Source organism: Teredinibacter waterburyi (assembly GCF_001922985.1).
Taxonomy (GTDB): domain Bacteria; phylum Pseudomonadota; class Gammaproteobacteria; order Pseudomonadales; family Cellvibrionaceae; genus Teredinibacter; species Teredinibacter waterburyi.
The window spans coordinates 80,438-97,275 of sequence record NZ_MRUH01000045.1; the positions used below are offsets into that span (position 1 = coordinate 80,438).

A 16,838-nucleotide genomic window follows, 5' to 3' on the forward strand; every position below is an offset into this window, starting at 1 on the left:
TTATTGCCCCGTGGTGGAGATGTTGTAGAGCTAATTTGGGATGCTACGGGATTGCGTTTAATTAAACCTTTGTGTAGAGTGTGCCGCCTCCACAGTAGGCCTGTTTAGGTAGGGTCTAGCTCGAGTTTTCGGGTTAATTATGTTTATAGTTTACCGTGGTAGATGATTACAAGGTGAGGTGTCCGAGTGGCCGAAGGAGCACGCCTGGAAAGTGTGTAAGGCGCAAGTCTTCGAGGGTTCGACTCCCTCCCTCACCGCCATATAAAAAAACCCGCTAATAGCGGGTTTTTTTTCGTCTTTAGCTCAGACAAATCGCACCCTTGCCCCATCCTTCATAAGCTTTTACAAAGAAGCTGTCGGCAGGGCTGGCGAGCTTTAGTTGTTGGGCGATGTGCTGGGCAATAAACTCGACTGTGGTGTCAGTATCAATTAAGTAGCAGCGGCTAGTCGGCATATTCAGGCTGAACTCGCCTTGTTGCGCACTATAGCTAAAGGTGACGCGCTTGCTGTCGCTGCGATCTATGTCGATATCGGCCAAGGTGCCAATATAAATATCGCGCCAAGCGGTTGCCCAGTCATCCATATCGTCAAAAGATAGTTCGCCATTGCGCCAGATTTCAATCTTCGAGCGATGTCCATGAGCGATTCGTTGACAGTTACCTGCATGCTTCTTTAGGCCGTGACTGTAGTGGTAGTAGGGGCTTTGAATTGCTTCAGGAGTAAAGCTGAGGGTTAGGTTTTCAATATTGCCTGGGAAGGTGTCGCGCAACTGTTGCACACACCACTGGGCGACAGAATCCGGAGTGATTTCAATCGCGTCTATCAAGGTGACTGCGGCGTGTGGCGACGAGCAGCTAAGCGACTCATTTTCACCGAAGGTCCAGTTCAGGTGCTGTTGGTTGGCGTCATTCCAGAGGTTTGCAGCGTGGCTCTGGGTCGGCACCAGAAGGCAGTGATCAATGGTGCTGTCTAACCAGTTTCGTAGCTGTTTTTTTACAATTCCAAAGTCGCATACCATTCCTTGCTCGTCCAAGTCTCCTTGCAACACTACACTGGTTAACCAAGTTTCGCCCACTAATCCGCGATGGGGGCAAAGGAAGCTAAAATCTACATTGGTAAGGTTGTCGACGAATAATTGCATAACAGCTAAAACCTTGGGAAGTCTGGAAGTCGAGGTATAGTAACCCATTCGGCTGGACGGAACTATTTGAACTAACGGCTATATCAAGTTCAAATTCAACGCCCGTAGGCCCGTTCGAACCGGTGTCTGAGTTTTTAGAGGTTTGTAGGAGTGGCTAGATGTTTTATCAGTTAGTTTTTTATGTTCCGGAAACTCACTTAGACGCCGTAAAGCAAGCTGTTTTTAATGCGGGGGCGGGTAGGTTGGGTGACTACGATGCGTGCTGTTGGCAGGTGCTAGGTTCTGGCCAGTTTCGGCCATTGCAGGGCAGCAACCCGTTTATTGGTCAGCTGGGTAGCGTGGTGCAAGTGGCGGAATATCGCGTTGAGATGATTGTTGCAGAACAGGCGTTACAACAGGTGCAGCTGGCGTTGCGTGATGCCCATCCCTACGAGCAGCCGGCATACTCAATTTGGGCACTAGCTAATGGCGAATAGCCACTGCAGTTGCGCTGCGACGACTATTCAGTTCGCGCTGCTGTGTTTGGTTTTAGATAGCGGCGGGGAAAGGGATTACTTGGCCTTTGCTGCCGCTAGGCCGGTTGTCTGATTCTGCGTTGTCGTTAACGCCGTTAGGGTCTTGTGTGTAACCTGACAAGGCTGTTTGCAGGCGAGCTACCGAAGAGTGCATCATTTTGGATATGCTAATGCACGAGCCCAGCGGCGATGAGTGCAGTTTGCGTTGGCAGTCGACCTGAAACTGTAGGCCCCGCAAACGTCGTTGCATTTCTTTGGGCGCCTGCGCGATTAGCGCTTCGACTTCACGCTGGCGAAATTGCTCTAGCGCTTCAGGATGTGTTTCAGCCATCTGTATTAGCTGATCAAAACTTGGCCACTTGTTCATCATATACTGCCTCTTATTTCAGTTTTTGGACGAGACGGCTCTGGTCCAAAATAAGTACTAACTGGCAGTGTCCTTGGTGATCGGCTCCTCTCTCACCAGGTACACCCCTTGCTCTGTTGGCTTGCTTCTCGGCCTTAGGCTTTGCAATAAAACTCATACTTGTCTGAGTCCTACGGTCAAGAGCTCTGCTTAAAATTTATGCTAACAAAAACAAACAGGCTATGTGTATCGGGGTTTCTATATCAAATTGTAATATGCGGGCGGTGTCTAGGCTGGCGTGGAATTAGCCTGTAGAAAAAAAGATAGTGTGTTGTAGCTGGTCTAGTAAGTAATTGATTTTCTGGCACTTTTATTTATGTTGGCGCTTAATACTTCCTAATGGTTTAGCTAGAGAGGTGAACTCATACGAAGTTTGAGTCTCGGGATGGTTTGAGTGGGTGTTTGTCTAATATCTGCCTAGATTAAGCGGGAAGGATACGGGAATTAGTATTGACGCGGCTAGTGAAACTCAGTCGTAAGTACTGGTTTTTGCGGTAGCCTGGCCCGAGGGTAGGGCCAAGCTAGGCGACATTTTGTAGCGCCTGAAGCTAAAACTTATGTTCGTAAATTTTCGCTTTTTCTATTCGTGTATCGCTAAATTCAACGATTTCAAAGCGGTAGTTGCCGAGTTCGAAGCTGGCGCAAGCTTCGGGGATACTCTCTAGGTATTCTACGATCAAGCCGTTGATTGTTTTCGGGCCGCTGATCGGCAGCGCCCAGCCAAGATTGCGGTTTACATCGCGCACCGATTCGGTGGCATCAACTAGATACCAGTCATCCGCACATTCGACAATACCGTTTTCGTCATCTTGTGTGCCGTCGGTACTGAAATCTCCAACGATCTCTTCCAGCAGGTCTACTAGTGTCGCGATACCTTGAACATCACCATACTCGTCGACAACAATTGCCACGCGGTGCTTCTCTTTTTGGAAGTTCAGCAGCTGCGTGGGAAGTGGTGTTGATTCTGGAATAAAGTAGGGCTTACTCAGTTGCGCACGAATTGCATCATGAGTAACGGTGCTGTCGTCACCGAGAATAAATCGAGCCGCGTTGCGCAGGTGAAGAATGCCGACAACTTTGTTGATGTCGTCTTCAAACACAGGCAACTGTGTGAACTCACTGGTGCGAATGATATTTAGAATGGTACCAACATCGTCGTCTAGGTCGATACCTTGCACTTCGTTGCGCGGCACCATAATGTCTTCGACGGTGGTTTTCTCAAGGTCGAGTACGTTTAGTAGCATGCCTTGGTGTTGATCGGGGATAAGCTCTCCCGCTTCATCTACTACCGTGCGCAGTTCTTCTGGGTGTAGGTGGTCGGTAAGTGACGAGCCTGACGTGTCGAGCCCTAGCATGCGGGTCAAAGTATTGGAGATTAGGTTTACGATCCATACCGCTGGGTAAAGAATATAGAGGAGCGGTAGAAGTACTAACGTGGCTGGGAAGGCAATTTTCTCTGGGTATGCCGCGGCGATAGTTTTGGGGGTAACCTCGGCGAAAATAAGGATAACCATCGTCAATATAATGGGCATTACTACCATTGCTGCCCATTCGCCAAAGAGCTTGGCGGTAAGCAAGCCGGCGACCGTGGTAGCAAAGATATTGACCAGATTATTGCCGATTAAGATGACGCTAATCAGTCGGTCGGGGCGCTGTAGTAGTTTCGATGCGCGTGTGGCGCCGTGATGCTTTTTCTTTACCAAATGGCGCAGTCGGTAACGGTTCAGCGAGAGCATGCTGGTCTCGGAACTCGAAAAGAAAGCAGAGAGTAGAATAAGGACAAGAAGGATGACTATAAGGTAGTCAGTGGAGATAACGTCCAATTGTGGTAAGGCCCGTGTTTATTTGCGAGGTGGTATCTTGAACGACTTTAGCGGTCTCTTCAAGGTTGATGTTAGCGTGGCGTTAAAGTGCGCTATTTAAACCCGCTGCAAGATCACTTCCAAGACGAGTTTGCTGCCAAAATAGGCAAGCATTAGCGCCGCAAAGCCGCCGAGCGTAAACCGAATGGCCGCAGCGCCACGCCAACCTAGCGTGTGTCTCCCCCAGAGTAATACCGCATAAATTATCCAGGCCATAACCGAGAAAATTACTTTGTGGGAAAGGTGCTGTGCTGTCATATTGTGGATAAAGGTGAAGCCGGTAATTAGGGATAGCGTCAATAGTATCTGGCCTGCCCAAATCATCTCAAACAGTAAAGTTTCCATTGTCTGTAGCGGCGGCATTAGTCGCATCATGCCGGTGAGGTGTTTCGTTTTAAGCTGGTGGTTTTGATAGGCTAGAAGCAATGCTTGCAGGCTCGCAATCGTGAGCAAACTATAGGCAAGAATCGACAATAATATATGGGAAATTACCGGCGCGGTTAGGCTGTGACCGAGCTTGGCGTTTTCGCCTGTGAGTATGTTTGTGAGTAGGGCTGCGATGGAAAGCGGTAGTAGAAACAGAAACAGATTTTGCAGTGGCTTTCGAAAACTGCTGACGAGAACAACGCTATTAATCACGGCGAAAAATAATGAGGGGACTTTGAATATCCCGAACTGGTAGCCTGCGTCAGTGCGTAGCGACCAAAATACAGCGAGGTAGTGAGCGCATAAACCTATCGTTATAACCGCTAGCAAGGGTTTGGCCGGTAGCTGTTGCTGACGAAATACCGCGTTGAGCAGCAGTGCCCAAGCTGCGAGATAAAAAATGATGGTCAGTCCGTGCAAGCTCAACATAAGAATAAGACATTTGGTAAGTTAATTAACAATAGTGTTTTGCGGTCGACTACTTCAGAATATTTTTGGGAAATTCAGTGCCCGCCGCTGCCAAAGCGGTGCTTAGAGTAGAGCTTTCTCTTGTTGTTGTGCAAGTTGTTGTGCGTGGTGGGGGTAGATTGTAATGGTATCCTTTTGAGCTTGCGCTAATTTTTGCCCCAATTTCAAATCTTATGGCAACTGTTTTCAACCGACGTAGCTTGTTGCTCGTGCTCCGTGCGTGCAATGCTTCGCATACATAATAAAGATTGCTAATAAAGAAAGAGAGTCATTCATGAATGTTACTTCAAGCCTTCGCTACGTCACAGTTTTGGTTAGCCTTGTTTACCTAAGCGCCTGCAAGACGGGATGGGATAGTGATATAGAGCCTAGCGCTGAGCCGTCGCCAACACCGGTGCCTACAGCAACTCCGACGCCAAGCTCTGGAAGCAATTCGTCTCATTTCAGCCAAATAATTGGCAACGAATGCGCATTTGCGGCGTTGCGCTACGACGGCAGTGTGGAAACCTGGGGTAGCGAATACTGTGGCGGTGATAGCAGTGGTGTGCAGGCCGAGCTTTCTGGTGTCGTTACTATTGCTCGCTCAAAGGCTGCATTCGCGGCACTGACATCGGGCGGAGCAGTTGTAACCTGGGGGGCGGCTGACTACGGAGGGCGTAGCGATGACGTGGCTGCTGAGTTAATCGATATCGTTGAATTAAAAGGTAATAGCGAAGGCTTTAGCGCCTTAGATGCTAGTGGGGCCGCCATTGTGTGGGGGTTCGAAAGCCCAGCGCTAGCGCTAGATCAATTGCAGTTCAGTGCGCAACAGGGTGTTTCTGGGTTGAGCCAACTAACCGCATCAGTAGATGCCTTCGCCGCCATAACCGCCGACGGAAATGTCATTGCTTGGGGCTATGGCGCCGCTGCTGACAATCAGGTTGTAGCTGATGATTTGCAGGGTGTTACGGCATTAAGTGGAGCATTTGGCTTCAGCGCCTTGCGTGATGACGGTGCTGTCGTGCAATGGGGCACTCTTTATAGTAGCGCTGCCGGCCTGTTGCTATCCGACCTAGATATGACCCAAATAATATCGCTACATAGTGATGAGTCGCAGATTACCCCTCTGGCCGAATTCGCTGGCATTACCAGTAATAATGATGTGCTGTTGTGGGGCGGGCCAACCGATGAGGTGGTTCAAGTCGACGAGCTTGTTGGCGCGGTTCAGCTATACAACAGCAATTGCTTGTTGCTCGCCGTAATGGCTGATGGCAGTGTTAAAACTCACGGTTACGAAGAGTGCGCCAGTGATTTGGTGCTGGCTCGAGGGGCGTGGTTAGAGGGTTCGTTAGTGTCTCCTGTATTGGTGCAGAGTAACCGGCTCGGTATTGCGTCATTGCAATCCGATGGTACGGCATTGTTCGATGTGTGGCCCGATCTTGATGAGCAGAGCTTTGCTGGGATTGAAGCGATAGCGACTTCGCCCCATGTGATCGTTACTCAAGGTTCATCGGGTGAGCTGCAGGCATGGGGCGACGCTTCCCGAGGCGCTGACTTACGTGATTTGGCTGCGGACTTAGGCGATATCAGTCTGGTCGTTAGTCATAAAGAGTCCGGTGCCTTGCTAACATCTTCGGGTAGTGTTGTGGTGTGGGGCGAGGCAATGTCCGACGCCACCGAACTTAGCTTGGCTACGCAGTCGATGCCTCTTACTTATATAGTCGCTGCTGATTATGCAATGGCTGGGTGGAGCAGTGATGGTGATGTGGTCGCTTGGGGTGATATTGACTACGGTGGCGATGCAAGCGCCGTAATAGCCAATCTACAGAACGTTGACGAGATAGTGGCTGGCAACCGAGCCTTTGCGGCGCTAAAAAGCGACAACACCGTTGTGACTTGGGGCGACCCAATAAATGGTGGCGACAGCTCCACTGTGGCGGCCTCCCTTGTTGATGTACAGCAATTGATGGCGAATCGTGCAGGCGCATTCGCCGCCGTCACTGGCGCTGGCAATATAGTCACTTGGGGGAATAGTGTTAGCGGTGGGGATTCGGCTGCCGTGCAGTCATTGTTAATTGGGGTGACTGCGGTATACGCCAGCCATCAAGCCTTTGCCGCACTGACTGCCGAAGGCAAGGTTGTTCTCTGGGGCAGTGGCGTCGCTGCTGGCGAGGTAGCTGGTTTGGCGTCCGCACAGCAAATTATCGCAGCGGATGACTTTTTCGCGGTGCTGACTCAGGCCGGCGAACTGGTGATATTGACCGAAAGCGGGGTCGATAACCTCAATCAACAGCTTGGCTTAACTCAGCAGTTCATCCGAGCTTTTAGTAACGGCCGTGCAATTGCGGTGCTCGATACCAGCGGTAAGGTGTTTACTTGGGGAGATGCGAGCCTTGGTGGCGATAGTGCAGTCGTTGCGGATCAGTTAACGTCCGTCGAGGTCGTTATTCCAAATGGTGGCGCCTTTGCGGCCGTTCGTTCAGACAAAACCGTCGTTACTTGGGGGGGCGACAACTTTGGTGGAGATTCCTCTGCTGTTGCTGGTGTGCTAAGCGGTGTTGTCGAGATTAAGGGCTCTAGCGCTGCCTTTGCTGTTTTGCTGGCGGATGGTCGGGTGGTGAGCTGGGGCGCGGCTGATGCTGGTGGTGACTGCAGTAGTGTTGAGCATAAACTCACCGAGGTTATAAAGCTAAACGCCATTGCCGGCGGCTTTTTTGCGACCCGTAGCGACGGCAGCGTGGTGACTTGCGGTTCCGTGCCGTCGAGCAGTAGCCATAACATAGCGGTTTCGGCGCCCTAGGGGTTTTGATCTGGATTGTGGCGCGCCGGACGGCACTTTTTTGCCGAGATAACGAGGCGCAGCAATAGTCACTTCACGATACCTCGGCTATAAGCGCTTCCGTGGTCGAATTTGTGCTGACTAGCCTATATACTGCCGCCCTTAGATAATACCGTCGCTTTGGCTAAAGCGCGGTAATTAGCGCCTCATTCTTTATAGCAGAGTAAATAGATAATCCTATGTTTGAGAATCTTTCAGAGCGGTTGACACGCTCCCTGAAAAAAATAAGCGGTAAAGCGCGCTTAAACCACGACAATATTCAAGAAGCTTTGCGCGATGTTCGCAAGGCGTTATTGGAGGCCGATGTCGCCCTCCCTGTGGTGAAGGAATTTACCAACCATGTGCGTAAGCGTGCATTGGGGGTGGAGGTTAATCGTGCGTTAAATCCTGGTCAGCAGTTTCTGAAAATTGTAGAGACTGAGCTGACACAGTTGATGGGTGAGGCCAACGAAAAGTTGAATCTCGCTGCACAGCCGCCGGCAATCGTGCTTATGGCGGGCTTGCAGGGCGCGGGTAAAACTACCACCGTTGCCAAGCTAGGCCGCTTTTTGCGGGAAAAAGAAAAGAAAAAAGTCATGGTGGTCAGTGTCGACGTTTATCGTCCTGCCGCTATCAAGCAGCTGGAAACGCTAGCGGCCGAAGTTGAGGTCGAGTTTTTCCCATCCAGTGCTGATCAAAAGCCGACCGAAATCGCCAAGGCTGCTGTCGCTCACGCCAAGAAGCTGCATATTGATGTGTTGTTGGTGGATACCGCGGGTCGCCTTCATATCGACGACGCCTTAATGGAAGAAATTCAAGGCTTGCACAAGGTCTTGAATCCAGTCGAGACTTTATTCGTTATCGACGCCATGATCGGTCAGGACGCGGTTAACACAGCAAAAGCGTTTGACGACGCGCTACCATTAACCGGTGTGATTCTAACGAAAACCGATGGCGATGCTCGCGGCGGTGCTGCACTTTCGGTTCGCCAGATTACTGGAAAACCGATCAAATTTATGGGCGTAGGTGAGAAAACCGACGCCTTAGAGCCTTTCCACCCAGATCGTATCGCCTCTCGTATTTTAGGTATGGGCGACGTGATGTCGCTGATCGAGCAGGCTGAGCAGACGATCGATCGCGATAAAGCTGAAAAACTCGCGAAAAAGGTTCATGAAGGCAAGCGCTTCGATCTAGAAGATTTACGCGATCAATTGCAGCAGATGCAGAACATGGGCGGTATGGCCTCAATGCTGGAGAAGCTACCCGGTATGGGCAACATGGCGCAGATGGCCGAGAAGGCCAATGTGAACAGCCAGTTTAAGCAGATGGATGCGATTATCGGTTCTATGACACCTGCTGAACGCCGCAACCCCGATTTGTTAAATGGTTCGCGTAAGCGTCGTATTACGCTGGGCTCTGGCACCCAAATTCAAGATCTAAATCGCTTGCTCAAGCAGCACAAGCAGATGAGTAAGATGATGAAGAAAATGAAGGGCGGCGGTTTACAGAAGATGATGCGCGGTATGGGGGGCATGTTTCCTGGCGGCGGCCCAGGTGGAATGCCGCCAACGGGTGGCGGTGGATTACCCCCAGGTTTCGGTAGTTAAGCGACAATAATCCAGCGTTTTCGCCCACTAAAAATGGATGAAATAAAGACTATACAAGCGGTTTTTGTTCCATTAAAATACGCCGCCTTTCGCAGGTGTCCCGTGGTTATTCGGATAAGTGATTAACCACCGATTATGGGCGCCTGAATACAAGAATTAATGACAGGAAAGACTTACATGGTAAGCATTCGACTATCTCGTGGTGGCTCTAAGAAGCGCCCATTTTATCATTTGGCAGTTGCAGATAGCCGCAACGCCCGTAACGGCCGTTTTATTGAGCGCGTTGGATTCTTCAATCCTGTTGCACGTGGCCAAGAAGAGCGTTTGCGTATTGATACTGAGCGTTTACAGTACTGGGTTTCCCAGGGCGCGCAGTGTTCAGATCGCGTTTCTAAATTATTGAAAGACGCTGCTACTGCCGCTTAAGCGGTAGTTTAGCGCGATTACGCCGGTGACCGATAAACGTTCAAACCTCATAACGGTTGGGCGCATCACAGGTGTTTTTGGTATTAAAGGTTGGTTGAAAGTTAAGTCTTTCACTAGCCCAGAAAGCAATATTCTGAACTATGCACCTTGGTGGCTGAAAACCCGTCACGGTGTTAAGAAAATCGAAATTGATAGCCATAGTCTTCGTGCAAATGGGCTGGTTGTTCACATCAAGGGTGTGGATGATCGTGATGTCGCTGCCGATTACTCGGCTACAGACATCGCCATAGAGCGAGACTTGCTGCCCGACCTAGATGCGGGCGATTTTTATTGGTCTCAGCTGATCGGCCTTAGGGTTGTTAGCGAATACCAAGGGAATGTCTACGATTTCGGTATTGTTGAGCAGCTGCTAGAGACTGGCGCAAATGATGTGCTGGTCATTAAAGCGGACGATCAGAGTATTGACCAGCGCGAACGCTTGGTGCCCTATGTGCTTGATACCTATGTGACGAGTGTGAATCTCGACACGGGTGAAATACGGGTGGCATGGGATCCTGAGTTTTAGCGTGAGTTTCGTGCAGGGGAAACCTGTGTTAATCATGGCACGAGGTGACTATTTGGTCAGATCGGTGTTATGAATCAGATTCGCGTAGTTGTGATAACGCTGTTCCCGGAGATGTTTTCGGCGCTAACAGAAAGCGGCATTAGTCGCCGAGCTGTTGAGCAGGGGTTAATAGAGATTAGTTTTCTTAACCCGCGCAGTTTTACCACTGATCGACATCAGACCGTGGATGATCGCCCCTATGGTGGCGGACCCGGAATGGTTATGCGGGTCGAGCCTTTGCAGCAGGCTGTGTTGGCGGCGCTGCAGGCGTTAGGGTGTGACCGTGCAGATGCACAGGTAATTTACCTTTCTCCTCAGGGTGAAACACTAAATACTGCGGGTGTTGACGCTGTTGCTGAGCGGAAAAATTTAATATTGATTGCCGGTCGCTACGAAGGGATCGATGAGCGCTTTATACAGTCTTGGGTAGATTCGGAAATATCCATTGGTGACTATGTATTGAGTGGCGGAGAATTACCTGCAATGGTATTGCTTGACGCCTTGATCCGGAAGATTCCGGGAGCATTAGGTGATCAGCAGTCGGCACAGCAGGATTCTTTTGAGGATGGCTTACTTGATTGTCCTCATTATACTCGGCCGGAGTTAGTAAACGGCGAGAGGGTTCCCGAGGTGTTGTTATCGGGCGACCACAAAAAGATTGAAAACTGGCGTCTCCAGCAATCGCTTGGAAGAACATTTCTGAGGAGGCCAGATTTGCTTGAGGGGAAAGCTTTATCCTCTGAGCAGAAAAAATTACTGGAAGCCTTTTTGGAGTTAGAAAAGCGCCAACAGTGTAACGATTGATGACAATCGCAATAGTTTCGTTGCCCGGGTTAATAGCCGTGAGGCTAATGTATTTAAAGTAGGAGCAAACCATGAGTTCTAAGAACAAAATCATTCAGGAGCTGGAAAACGAGCAGCTCAAGCAAGAGCTTCCCGAGTTTAGCCCCGGTGATACCGTGGTTGTGCAAGTGAAGGTAACCGAAGGTAGTCGTGAGCGTTTGCAGGCCTATGAAGGTGTTGTGATCGGTAAGCGTAACCGCGGTTTAAATTCAGCGTTCACCGTTCGCAAGATTTCCCACGGTGTTGGTGTTGAACGTACTTTCCAGACTCACAGCAAGCAAGTTGATAGTATTTCTGTTAAGCGTCGCGGTGATGTTCGTCAGGCTAAGTTGTACTACTTGCGTGACCTTACTGGTAAGGCGGCTCGTATTAAAGAGAAGCTTAGCGCTCGATAAGCAATACAGTGAAAGTTGGGTAGATACTATCCTATCTTTCGAAATTAGGGCTTGCTTCGGTAAGCCAACAAAAAGCGACTTTAGTCGCTTTTTCTGCATCTGCTGCAGCCAATTTTTGCGAATAGTCTGATGTTGTAAGGAACCATGTTAGAATCCCACGCTCCAAACAGGAGCAAGTTAACCTCAAACCTTTTAGGTCGGCACAGTTGCTTTTGAGTTTTGACTAAAACAATAAGAATTTTTATAGATAAAACGAGGGTTTTATGAATATTCAGACATTTAAGCTGCCGGTTGTGGCAATTTTTGTGGCGGCACTTTCTGTGTTCGGCCTTGTTGCGTGTGATAGTGAAGCAAAAAGCAATACCGATGGCGCGAAAGCGGCGGCTCAGCCGACAACGCCAGAAAGTAAGGCGCCAGCCTCTGCGGCCAAAGCTGAACTAAGTGAAGATCAGTCGAAGGGCAAAATCATCAACGCTCTGATGACTTTGAATCCAGAATTGAAAATATCCAGTGTTCAGGCTACCAGTGTCGACGGTATCTATCAGGTTAGTATCGGCAGTGGCGGTGTAATTCATATGGATGCAACAGGTACTTTCTTTTTTGAAGGTGACTTGAAGCGCGTTGAGGGTAAGTCGGTAGTTAATGTTACCGAAGAAGCCCGTACACCGATGCGTGCAGAGCTTTTGGCTACCTCACAGCGTGACGAACAGATTATCTTTAGCCCTGAGGGCGAAGTTAAAGCCAGTATCGCGGTCTTTACCGATGCCGACTGTGGCTTTTGTCAGAAACTGCACAAAGAGGTACCAGCCTTGAATGCTATGGGTATCGAAGTGCGTTACCTCGCTTATCCGCGCGCTGGTATCGATTCCCCATCCTACCGTAAGGTGGCTTCTGCGTGGTGTTCAGACAACCCCCAGGACGCGTTAACCAAAATTAAAAATCGCCAGAATATCCCCGAAAATGTTTGTGAGGGTAACCCGGTCGCATCACAGTACTCATTGGGTCAGAAAGCTGGTGTTACGGGCACGCCGTCAATTATCTTAGATAGTGGTGAGATGATTCCAGGCTACATGCCTGCAGACACCCTGGCCGCACGTTTGGGTGTTAAATAAGTACGAATTAGTTAATTCGTAAGTGCATGTGTAAAAAGGGGCCGTAGAGGCCCCTTTTTTGTTGGTTTTTATTAAATTTAGACGCTATTTTCGATAGTGCATAGTTACGCGCATTGACAGCCTACACAGGCGTCAGTAAGGTTGCGTTTCTTTTAAATAGGGGCTTTTATCGCCGCTATCCGATCTTTTTATAATGTGAGGAAATGAGCTTGAATCCGGTGAATGTTGGTATATGTGGCCTTGGCACTGTGGGTGGCGGTACCTTTAACGTATTGACACGAAACAATAAAGATATCAATGCAAAGGCCGGTCGGGCGATTACCATTACTCATATTGGTTCGCGTCGCGACAACCCCTCTTGTGCTACCGGTGATATCAAGGTTAGCCGCGACATCTTTGCTGTTGCCGACGATCCAAATGTTGATATTCTCGTTGAAATGATCGGCGGAACTACGGTTGCCAAAGATCTAGTGCTCCGCGCGATTCGCTCAGGCAAGCACGTGGTTACGGCGAATAAAGCCTTGATCGCCGAATTTGGTAACGAACTCTTTGCTGAAGCTGTTGCTCATGGCGTTACCATTTCCTTCGAAGCCGCCGTAGCTGGTGGTATTCCGATTATTCGGTCTCTTCGAGAGGGTTTGGCTGCCAACAAGATTCAGTGGTTGGCTGGTATTATTAACGGAACCGGAAATTTTATTCTCACCGAAATGCGTGATAAAGGTCGCGCGTTTGATGATGTTCTGAAAGAAGCTCAAGAGTTAGGCTACGCGGAGGCGGACCCAACTTTTGACGTTGAAGGTATTGATGCGGCACACAAGCTTGTTATCTTGGCGTCGATAGCCTTCGGTATGCCGCTGCAATTCGATAAGGTGTTTACGGAAGGGATTAGCAAAATATCACCTCAGGATGTGGCCTATGCCGATGAGCTAGGCTACCGTATTAAACATCTCGGTATTACACGTCGGATGCCGGATGGCGGCATTGAGTTGCGTGTTCACCCAACCTTGATTCCAGCGACACGGTTAATCGCCAATGTAGATGGTGTTATGAATGCGGTATTGGTTAAGGGCGATGCCGTCGGTGCAAGTATGTATTACGGCCCAGGTGCTGGCGCGGAACCTACCGCGTCATCGGTTATCTCGGATATCGTGCACGTTAGTCGTTTAGTTCGCGAAGATAATGTTGACGCGACCAACGTCCCGCATTTGGGTTTTGCTGAAGACCAGCTAAGCGATTACCGAATCGTTCCAATTGAAGAGGTTGAGACAGCCTATTACTTGCGTATGACGGCGCTCGATCAGCCTGGTGTGTTGTCAAAAATTACACAGATTTTGAGCGATGCGGGTATCAGTATCGAAGCCTTGATTCAAAAAGAGCCGAAGGAAGGCTGCAACCACGTACCGGTTATCCTGTTGACTAATCGTGCTATCGAAAAGCAAATTATAGCCGCCATTGACAAGATTGAGCATTTAGATTGTATAGGCGACAAAGTGGTTCGGATTCGTGTTGAAGCCCTCAAGTAGCTTTACAGAGTTAACCCGTTTATCCAAATAGAATGACAAGAGACGATCGATAAAGTGAAATATATAAGTACTCGCGGCGACGCGCCAAGTTTAAGTTTCGAAGAAGTAGTGTTAACTGGTTTAGCGACTGATGGTGGTTTGTATGTGCCAGAGACACTGCCAAAGTTTAGTGCTGATGAAATAGCCTCTTGGGCTGGGCTTAGCTATTGCGAACTGGCTTTTAAAATTATTTCTCCTTTCGTCGATGGCGAAATTCCAGATGCCGATTTAAAGCGTTTAATTGAAACCTCTTACACCACCAAGAGTGGAAAAGGCTTTCGGCACGAAGCTATCGCGCCGTTAATCCAGACCGGCCACAACGAGTGGATTCTGGAGTTGTTTCAGGGGCCAACTTTAGCATTCAAAGATTTTGCACTGCAGTTTCTTGGCCACTTGCTTGACTATATTTTGAAAAAGCGTAATCAAAAAGTTGTGATTATGGGGGCGACTTCGGGTGATACCGGCTCGGCCGCCATTGAAGGTTGTCGCGACTGTGAGAATGTTGATATTTTTATCTTGCATCCGCACAAACGTGTATCGGATGTTCAGCGCCGACAGATGACAACCGTACTGGAAGATAACGTTTTCAATATTGCGCTAGAAGGCAACTTTGACGATTGTCAGAATATGGTTAAGGCGAGCTTCGCCGACCAATCGTTTTTGACAGAAGGGCGGCAGTTGGTCGCGGTAAACTCAATTAACTGGGCGCGTATTATGGCCCAGATTGTGTATTATTTTTATGCCGGTTTAGCGGTTGGAACACCGCAGCGAAAAGTATCTTTCTCTGTGCCGACCGGTAATTTTGGTGATATTTTTGCCGGTTATCTTGCCAAGCAAATGGGATTGCCAATCGATCAGCTTGTGATCGCAACCAATAGTAACGATATTTTACACCGCTGTATTAGTGCGAACGATCACAGCCAGCAAGACCTAATCCACTCGCTATCGCCAAGTATGGATATTATGGTGTCGAGTAATTTCGAAAGAATGTTATTTGATTTGCACGGCCGTGATGGCGCTAAGATCAAAGCTTTAATGGAAAACTTCAAAGCTACCGGTCAATTAGTGCTCGGTGACGATGCCTTAGCGAAAGCGCGTGAACTATTTTCCAGTTACAGGTTGAGCGATGAGGAAACCATAAGCGTCATTCGTGAGGTGTTTGAAACTACCGAATACTTGCTGGACCCTCATACCGCCATTGGTGTGCAGGCGGCCCGTAAAACGCGCCAGTCGAACGCGGTGCCGATGATTTGCTTAGCTACGGCACACCCCGCCAAGTTTCCAGAAGCAGTGCAAAAGGCTGGGCAGTCGGAAGATCCAAAGTTACCTCATCATATGCAGGATTTATTTAGCCGCGAAGAGCGTTATCAGGTAATAGAAAAGGATATTGCTAAGGTACAGGATTTCATCCGGTCGAATATTTAGCGGTACATTCTTGTTATGAAAAAAGCCCCTAATTGGGGCTTTTTTTTGTCTCGAATTTGTGGTGAGCCTGCAAATAAGTGGCCGAGGATTTAATTCCTAGCGCTACTATGCTCCATCTTTTAATGCGTCGAGCGTAATCCAAAGTTTGGTATTGTCGAGCGGAGTCTTTGGTGGCAGGTCTGGGTTTTTAAGCTCAAATACCATTCGGTAGGAAAGGTCGACCTTTTCGATGACTGTGCGGACGGTATCATTTGTGAAAAATAGTTCGTCAAAACTACCATCGTCTATCGCTGCGAGCAGCCCCTGTTCGATAGCTTTTGCAAGGTCTGGTCGTGTCGGTGTTACGAAAAGATAAAATGGCATTTTGTAAACAAGCATCACACGGTTGTCGACGGCAAGGTTGAGTTCTGGCCTATTTTTCATTTCTAGCCAGGGTTCGTGAACGCCGCGCGGAAATGCTTCAAAGCGCTTACCGTCAACCATGTGGAAAAGGCTCTCATATTTATTTGCTTCGATTACGGTAAGACCGTTGGCTTTTAATATTGTTGTGTCGGTCCAGCCACGACCTTGGCCAAAGGTGTGGGAAAGTAGGTCTTGGCGGGAATTTATATGGCGAAAATTGCTCAGGCTTTCGGCATTCATCAGCAGCACCCTATAGCCCAGTAATCCTTTATAAAGTGGTACTCGTACAGGAAGTGTATGCTCTTCCATATCGTTGTTCGTTGCTGTCCAGCTTACATCTATTGAGCCTTCTATTAATCCTTGTTTCTGACGCTCACCCGTTAGCGTCGCATCAAATATATCGAGCGAATACTTTTTCTCAGCGTGTTTTAACGCGAGCTTGATCATACTAATCGCATAGTTGGCATTTGCATCGCCTCGAGATGCGATTCTTACCGTTTCGTCCGCAGTGCACGGAATTGCAGTAGCAAGCGCGCCCATTGCCAATACTGCGCTGAAAACAAGTTGCGTAAGATTCATGGCGATTCCTGTGATTACCTAAATCATTATCTAAAGATTAGTACAAAAGCGTTTTTTTGGCACTTAAAGTGCCTTTTTCATTTTTTGCACCTTCATGGTGCGATTTGTGGCTGGGTTGTGATTTTATTCAACGACATAATTTAGTTTAGTTGCTGATTTAGACCCGTGTGCAATGATTTACTCGGTGGTTCTAGCCATCTATACAAGATGGAATATTAATTGCTCTGAATTAGACCTGTTCCCATAACATTGATGTGCCGCTTGCGTT

General features: G+C 48.8%; 15 protein-coding genes and 1 tRNA gene. 11 read left to right on the forward strand and 5 right to left on the reverse strand.

Annotated features, from left to right (window positions below; translation table 11 throughout):
* Positions 1–172: 172 nt before the first annotated feature.
* Positions 173–260, forward strand: a tRNA-Ser gene (locus tag IDZ20_RS05235).
* 38 nt (positions 261–298) lie between these two features.
* Here IDZ20_RS05235 and IDZ20_RS05240 read toward each other — a convergent pair.
* Positions 299–1,141: a 6-carboxytetrahydropterin synthase gene (locus tag IDZ20_RS05240; protein WP_188150374.1), complete on the reverse strand. Its 843-nt coding sequence runs from the start codon at positions 1,139–1,141 to the stop codon at positions 299–301.
* Positions 1,142–1,299: 158 nt separating this feature from the next.
* On the opposite strand from IDZ20_RS05240, the gene IDZ20_RS05245 reads away from it, so the two are divergent.
* Entirely contained in the window at positions 1,300–1,617 is a 318-nt protein-coding gene (locus IDZ20_RS05245; protein WP_188150375.1) for a YqfO family protein, read from the forward strand.
* A 52-nt stretch (positions 1,618–1,669) separates the two neighbouring features.
* Here IDZ20_RS05245 and IDZ20_RS05250 read toward each other — a convergent pair whose 3' ends face one another.
* From IDZ20_RS05250 to IDZ20_RS05260, 3 genes are all read right to left on the reverse strand, one after another.
* Complete coding sequence (locus tag IDZ20_RS05250) at positions 1,670–2,026, reverse strand: DUF3135 domain-containing protein (protein ID WP_245792129.1); 357 nt, start codon at positions 2,024–2,026, stop codon at positions 1,670–1,672.
* Positions 2,027–2,610: 584 nt separating this feature from the next.
* Entirely contained in the window at positions 2,611–3,885 is a 1,275-nt protein-coding gene (locus IDZ20_RS05255) for an HlyC/CorC family transporter (protein ID WP_188150376.1), read from the reverse strand.
* 96 nt (positions 3,886–3,981) lie between these two features.
* Positions 3,982–4,779: a cytochrome C assembly family protein gene (locus IDZ20_RS05260; protein WP_188150377.1), complete on the reverse strand. Its 798-nt coding sequence runs from the start codon at positions 4,777–4,779 to the stop codon at positions 3,982–3,984.
* 313 nt (positions 4,780–5,092) lie between these two features.
* Here IDZ20_RS05260 and IDZ20_RS05265 point away from each other — a divergent pair, with 313 nt between their 5' ends.
* The 9 genes from IDZ20_RS05265 to thrC all read left to right on the forward strand — a co-directional run bounded on the left by IDZ20_RS05265 (position 5,093) and on the right by thrC (position 15,589).
* Complete coding sequence (locus tag IDZ20_RS05265) at positions 5,093–7,597, forward strand: RCC1 domain-containing protein (protein WP_188150378.1); 2,505 nt, start codon at positions 5,093–5,095, stop codon at positions 7,595–7,597.
* Positions 7,598–7,815: 218 nt separating this feature from the next.
* Positions 7,816–9,222, forward strand: a complete 1,407-nt coding sequence (ffh, locus tag IDZ20_RS05270; protein ID WP_188150379.1) for a signal recognition particle protein — start codon at positions 7,816–7,818, stop codon at positions 9,220–9,222.
* A 177-nt stretch (positions 9,223–9,399) separates the two neighbouring features.
* Entirely contained in the window at positions 9,400–9,648 is a 249-nt protein-coding gene (gene rpsP / locus IDZ20_RS05275; protein ID WP_188150380.1) for a 30S ribosomal protein S16, read from the forward strand.
* A gap of 25 nt (positions 9,649–9,673) precedes the next feature.
* Positions 9,674–10,213, forward strand: coding sequence for a ribosome maturation factor RimM (gene rimM / locus IDZ20_RS05280; protein ID WP_188150381.1), 540 nt, complete (start codon positions 9,674–9,676; stop codon positions 10,211–10,213).
* A 69-nt stretch (positions 10,214–10,282) separates the two neighbouring features.
* Positions 10,283–11,056, forward strand: coding sequence for a tRNA (guanosine(37)-N1)-methyltransferase TrmD (gene trmD / locus IDZ20_RS05285; protein ID WP_188150382.1), 774 nt, complete (start codon positions 10,283–10,285; stop codon positions 11,054–11,056).
* 71 nt (positions 11,057–11,127) lie between these two features.
* The gene (rplS, locus tag IDZ20_RS05290; RefSeq protein ID WP_188150383.1) at positions 11,128–11,490 is read left to right on the forward strand and encodes a 50S ribosomal protein L19; all 363 of its coding nucleotides are present in this window, start codon (positions 11,128–11,130) and stop codon (positions 11,488–11,490) included.
* Between the two features lie 263 nt (positions 11,491–11,753).
* Entirely contained in the window at positions 11,754–12,602 is an 849-nt protein-coding gene (locus IDZ20_RS05295) for a DsbC family protein (protein WP_188150384.1), read from the forward strand.
* 203 nt (positions 12,603–12,805) lie between these two features.
* Positions 12,806–14,125 carry a homoserine dehydrogenase gene (locus IDZ20_RS05300; RefSeq protein ID WP_188150385.1) on the forward strand — a complete coding sequence of 440 codons (1,320 nt, stop codon included), beginning with the start codon at positions 12,806–12,808 and terminating at the stop codon, positions 14,123–14,125.
* A 54-nt stretch (positions 14,126–14,179) separates the two neighbouring features.
* Positions 14,180–15,589, forward strand: coding sequence for a threonine synthase (gene thrC / locus IDZ20_RS05305; RefSeq protein ID WP_188150386.1), 1,410 nt, complete (start codon positions 14,180–14,182; stop codon positions 15,587–15,589).
* A gap of 105 nt (positions 15,590–15,694) precedes the next feature.
* Here thrC and IDZ20_RS05310 read toward each other — a convergent pair whose 3' ends face one another.
* Positions 15,695–16,570: a diguanylate cyclase gene (locus tag IDZ20_RS05310; protein ID WP_188150387.1), complete on the reverse strand. Its 876-nt coding sequence runs from the start codon at positions 16,568–16,570 to the stop codon at positions 15,695–15,697.
* Between the last annotated feature and the right edge of the window lie 268 nt (positions 16,571–16,838).

Bases quoted from the DNA above. Each gene is read 5' to 3' on its own strand.
- rplS (WP_188150383.1), top strand. From the start codon at position 11,128: ATGAGTTCTAAGAACAAAATCATTCAGGAGCTGGAAAACGAGCAGCTC.
- rpsP (WP_188150380.1), top strand. From the start codon at position 9,400: ATGGTAAGCATTCGACTATCTCGTGGTGGCTCTAAGAAGCGCCCATTT.
- IDZ20_RS05295 (WP_188150384.1), top strand. From the start codon at position 11,754: ATGAATATTCAGACATTTAAGCTGCCGGTTGTGGCAATTTTTGTGGCG.
- IDZ20_RS05245 (WP_188150375.1), top strand. From the start codon at position 1,300: ATGTTTTATCAGTTAGTTTTTTATGTTCCGGAAACTCACTTAGACGCC.
- trmD (WP_188150382.1), top strand. From the start codon at position 10,283: ATGAATCAGATTCGCGTAGTTGTGATAACGCTGTTCCCGGAGATGTTT.
- IDZ20_RS05310 (WP_188150387.1), bottom strand. From the start codon at position 16,570: ATGAATCTTACGCAACTTGTTTTCAGCGCAGTATTGGCAATGGGCGCG.
- IDZ20_RS05250 (WP_245792129.1), bottom strand. From the start codon at position 2,026: ATGATGAACAAGTGGCCAAGTTTTGATCAGCTAATACAGATGGCTGAA.
- IDZ20_RS05265 (WP_188150378.1), top strand. From the start codon at position 5,093: ATGAATGTTACTTCAAGCCTTCGCTACGTCACAGTTTTGGTTAGCCTT.
- IDZ20_RS05240 (WP_188150374.1), bottom strand. From the start codon at position 1,141: ATGCAATTATTCGTCGACAACCTTACCAATGTAGATTTTAGCTTCCTT.
- IDZ20_RS05300 (WP_188150385.1), top strand. From the start codon at position 12,806: ATGAGCTTGAATCCGGTGAATGTTGGTATATGTGGCCTTGGCACTGTG.
- ffh (WP_188150379.1), top strand. From the start codon at position 7,816: ATGTTTGAGAATCTTTCAGAGCGGTTGACACGCTCCCTGAAAAAAATA.
- IDZ20_RS05260 (WP_188150377.1), bottom strand. From the start codon at position 4,779: ATGTTGAGCTTGCACGGACTGACCATCATTTTTTATCTCGCAGCTTGG.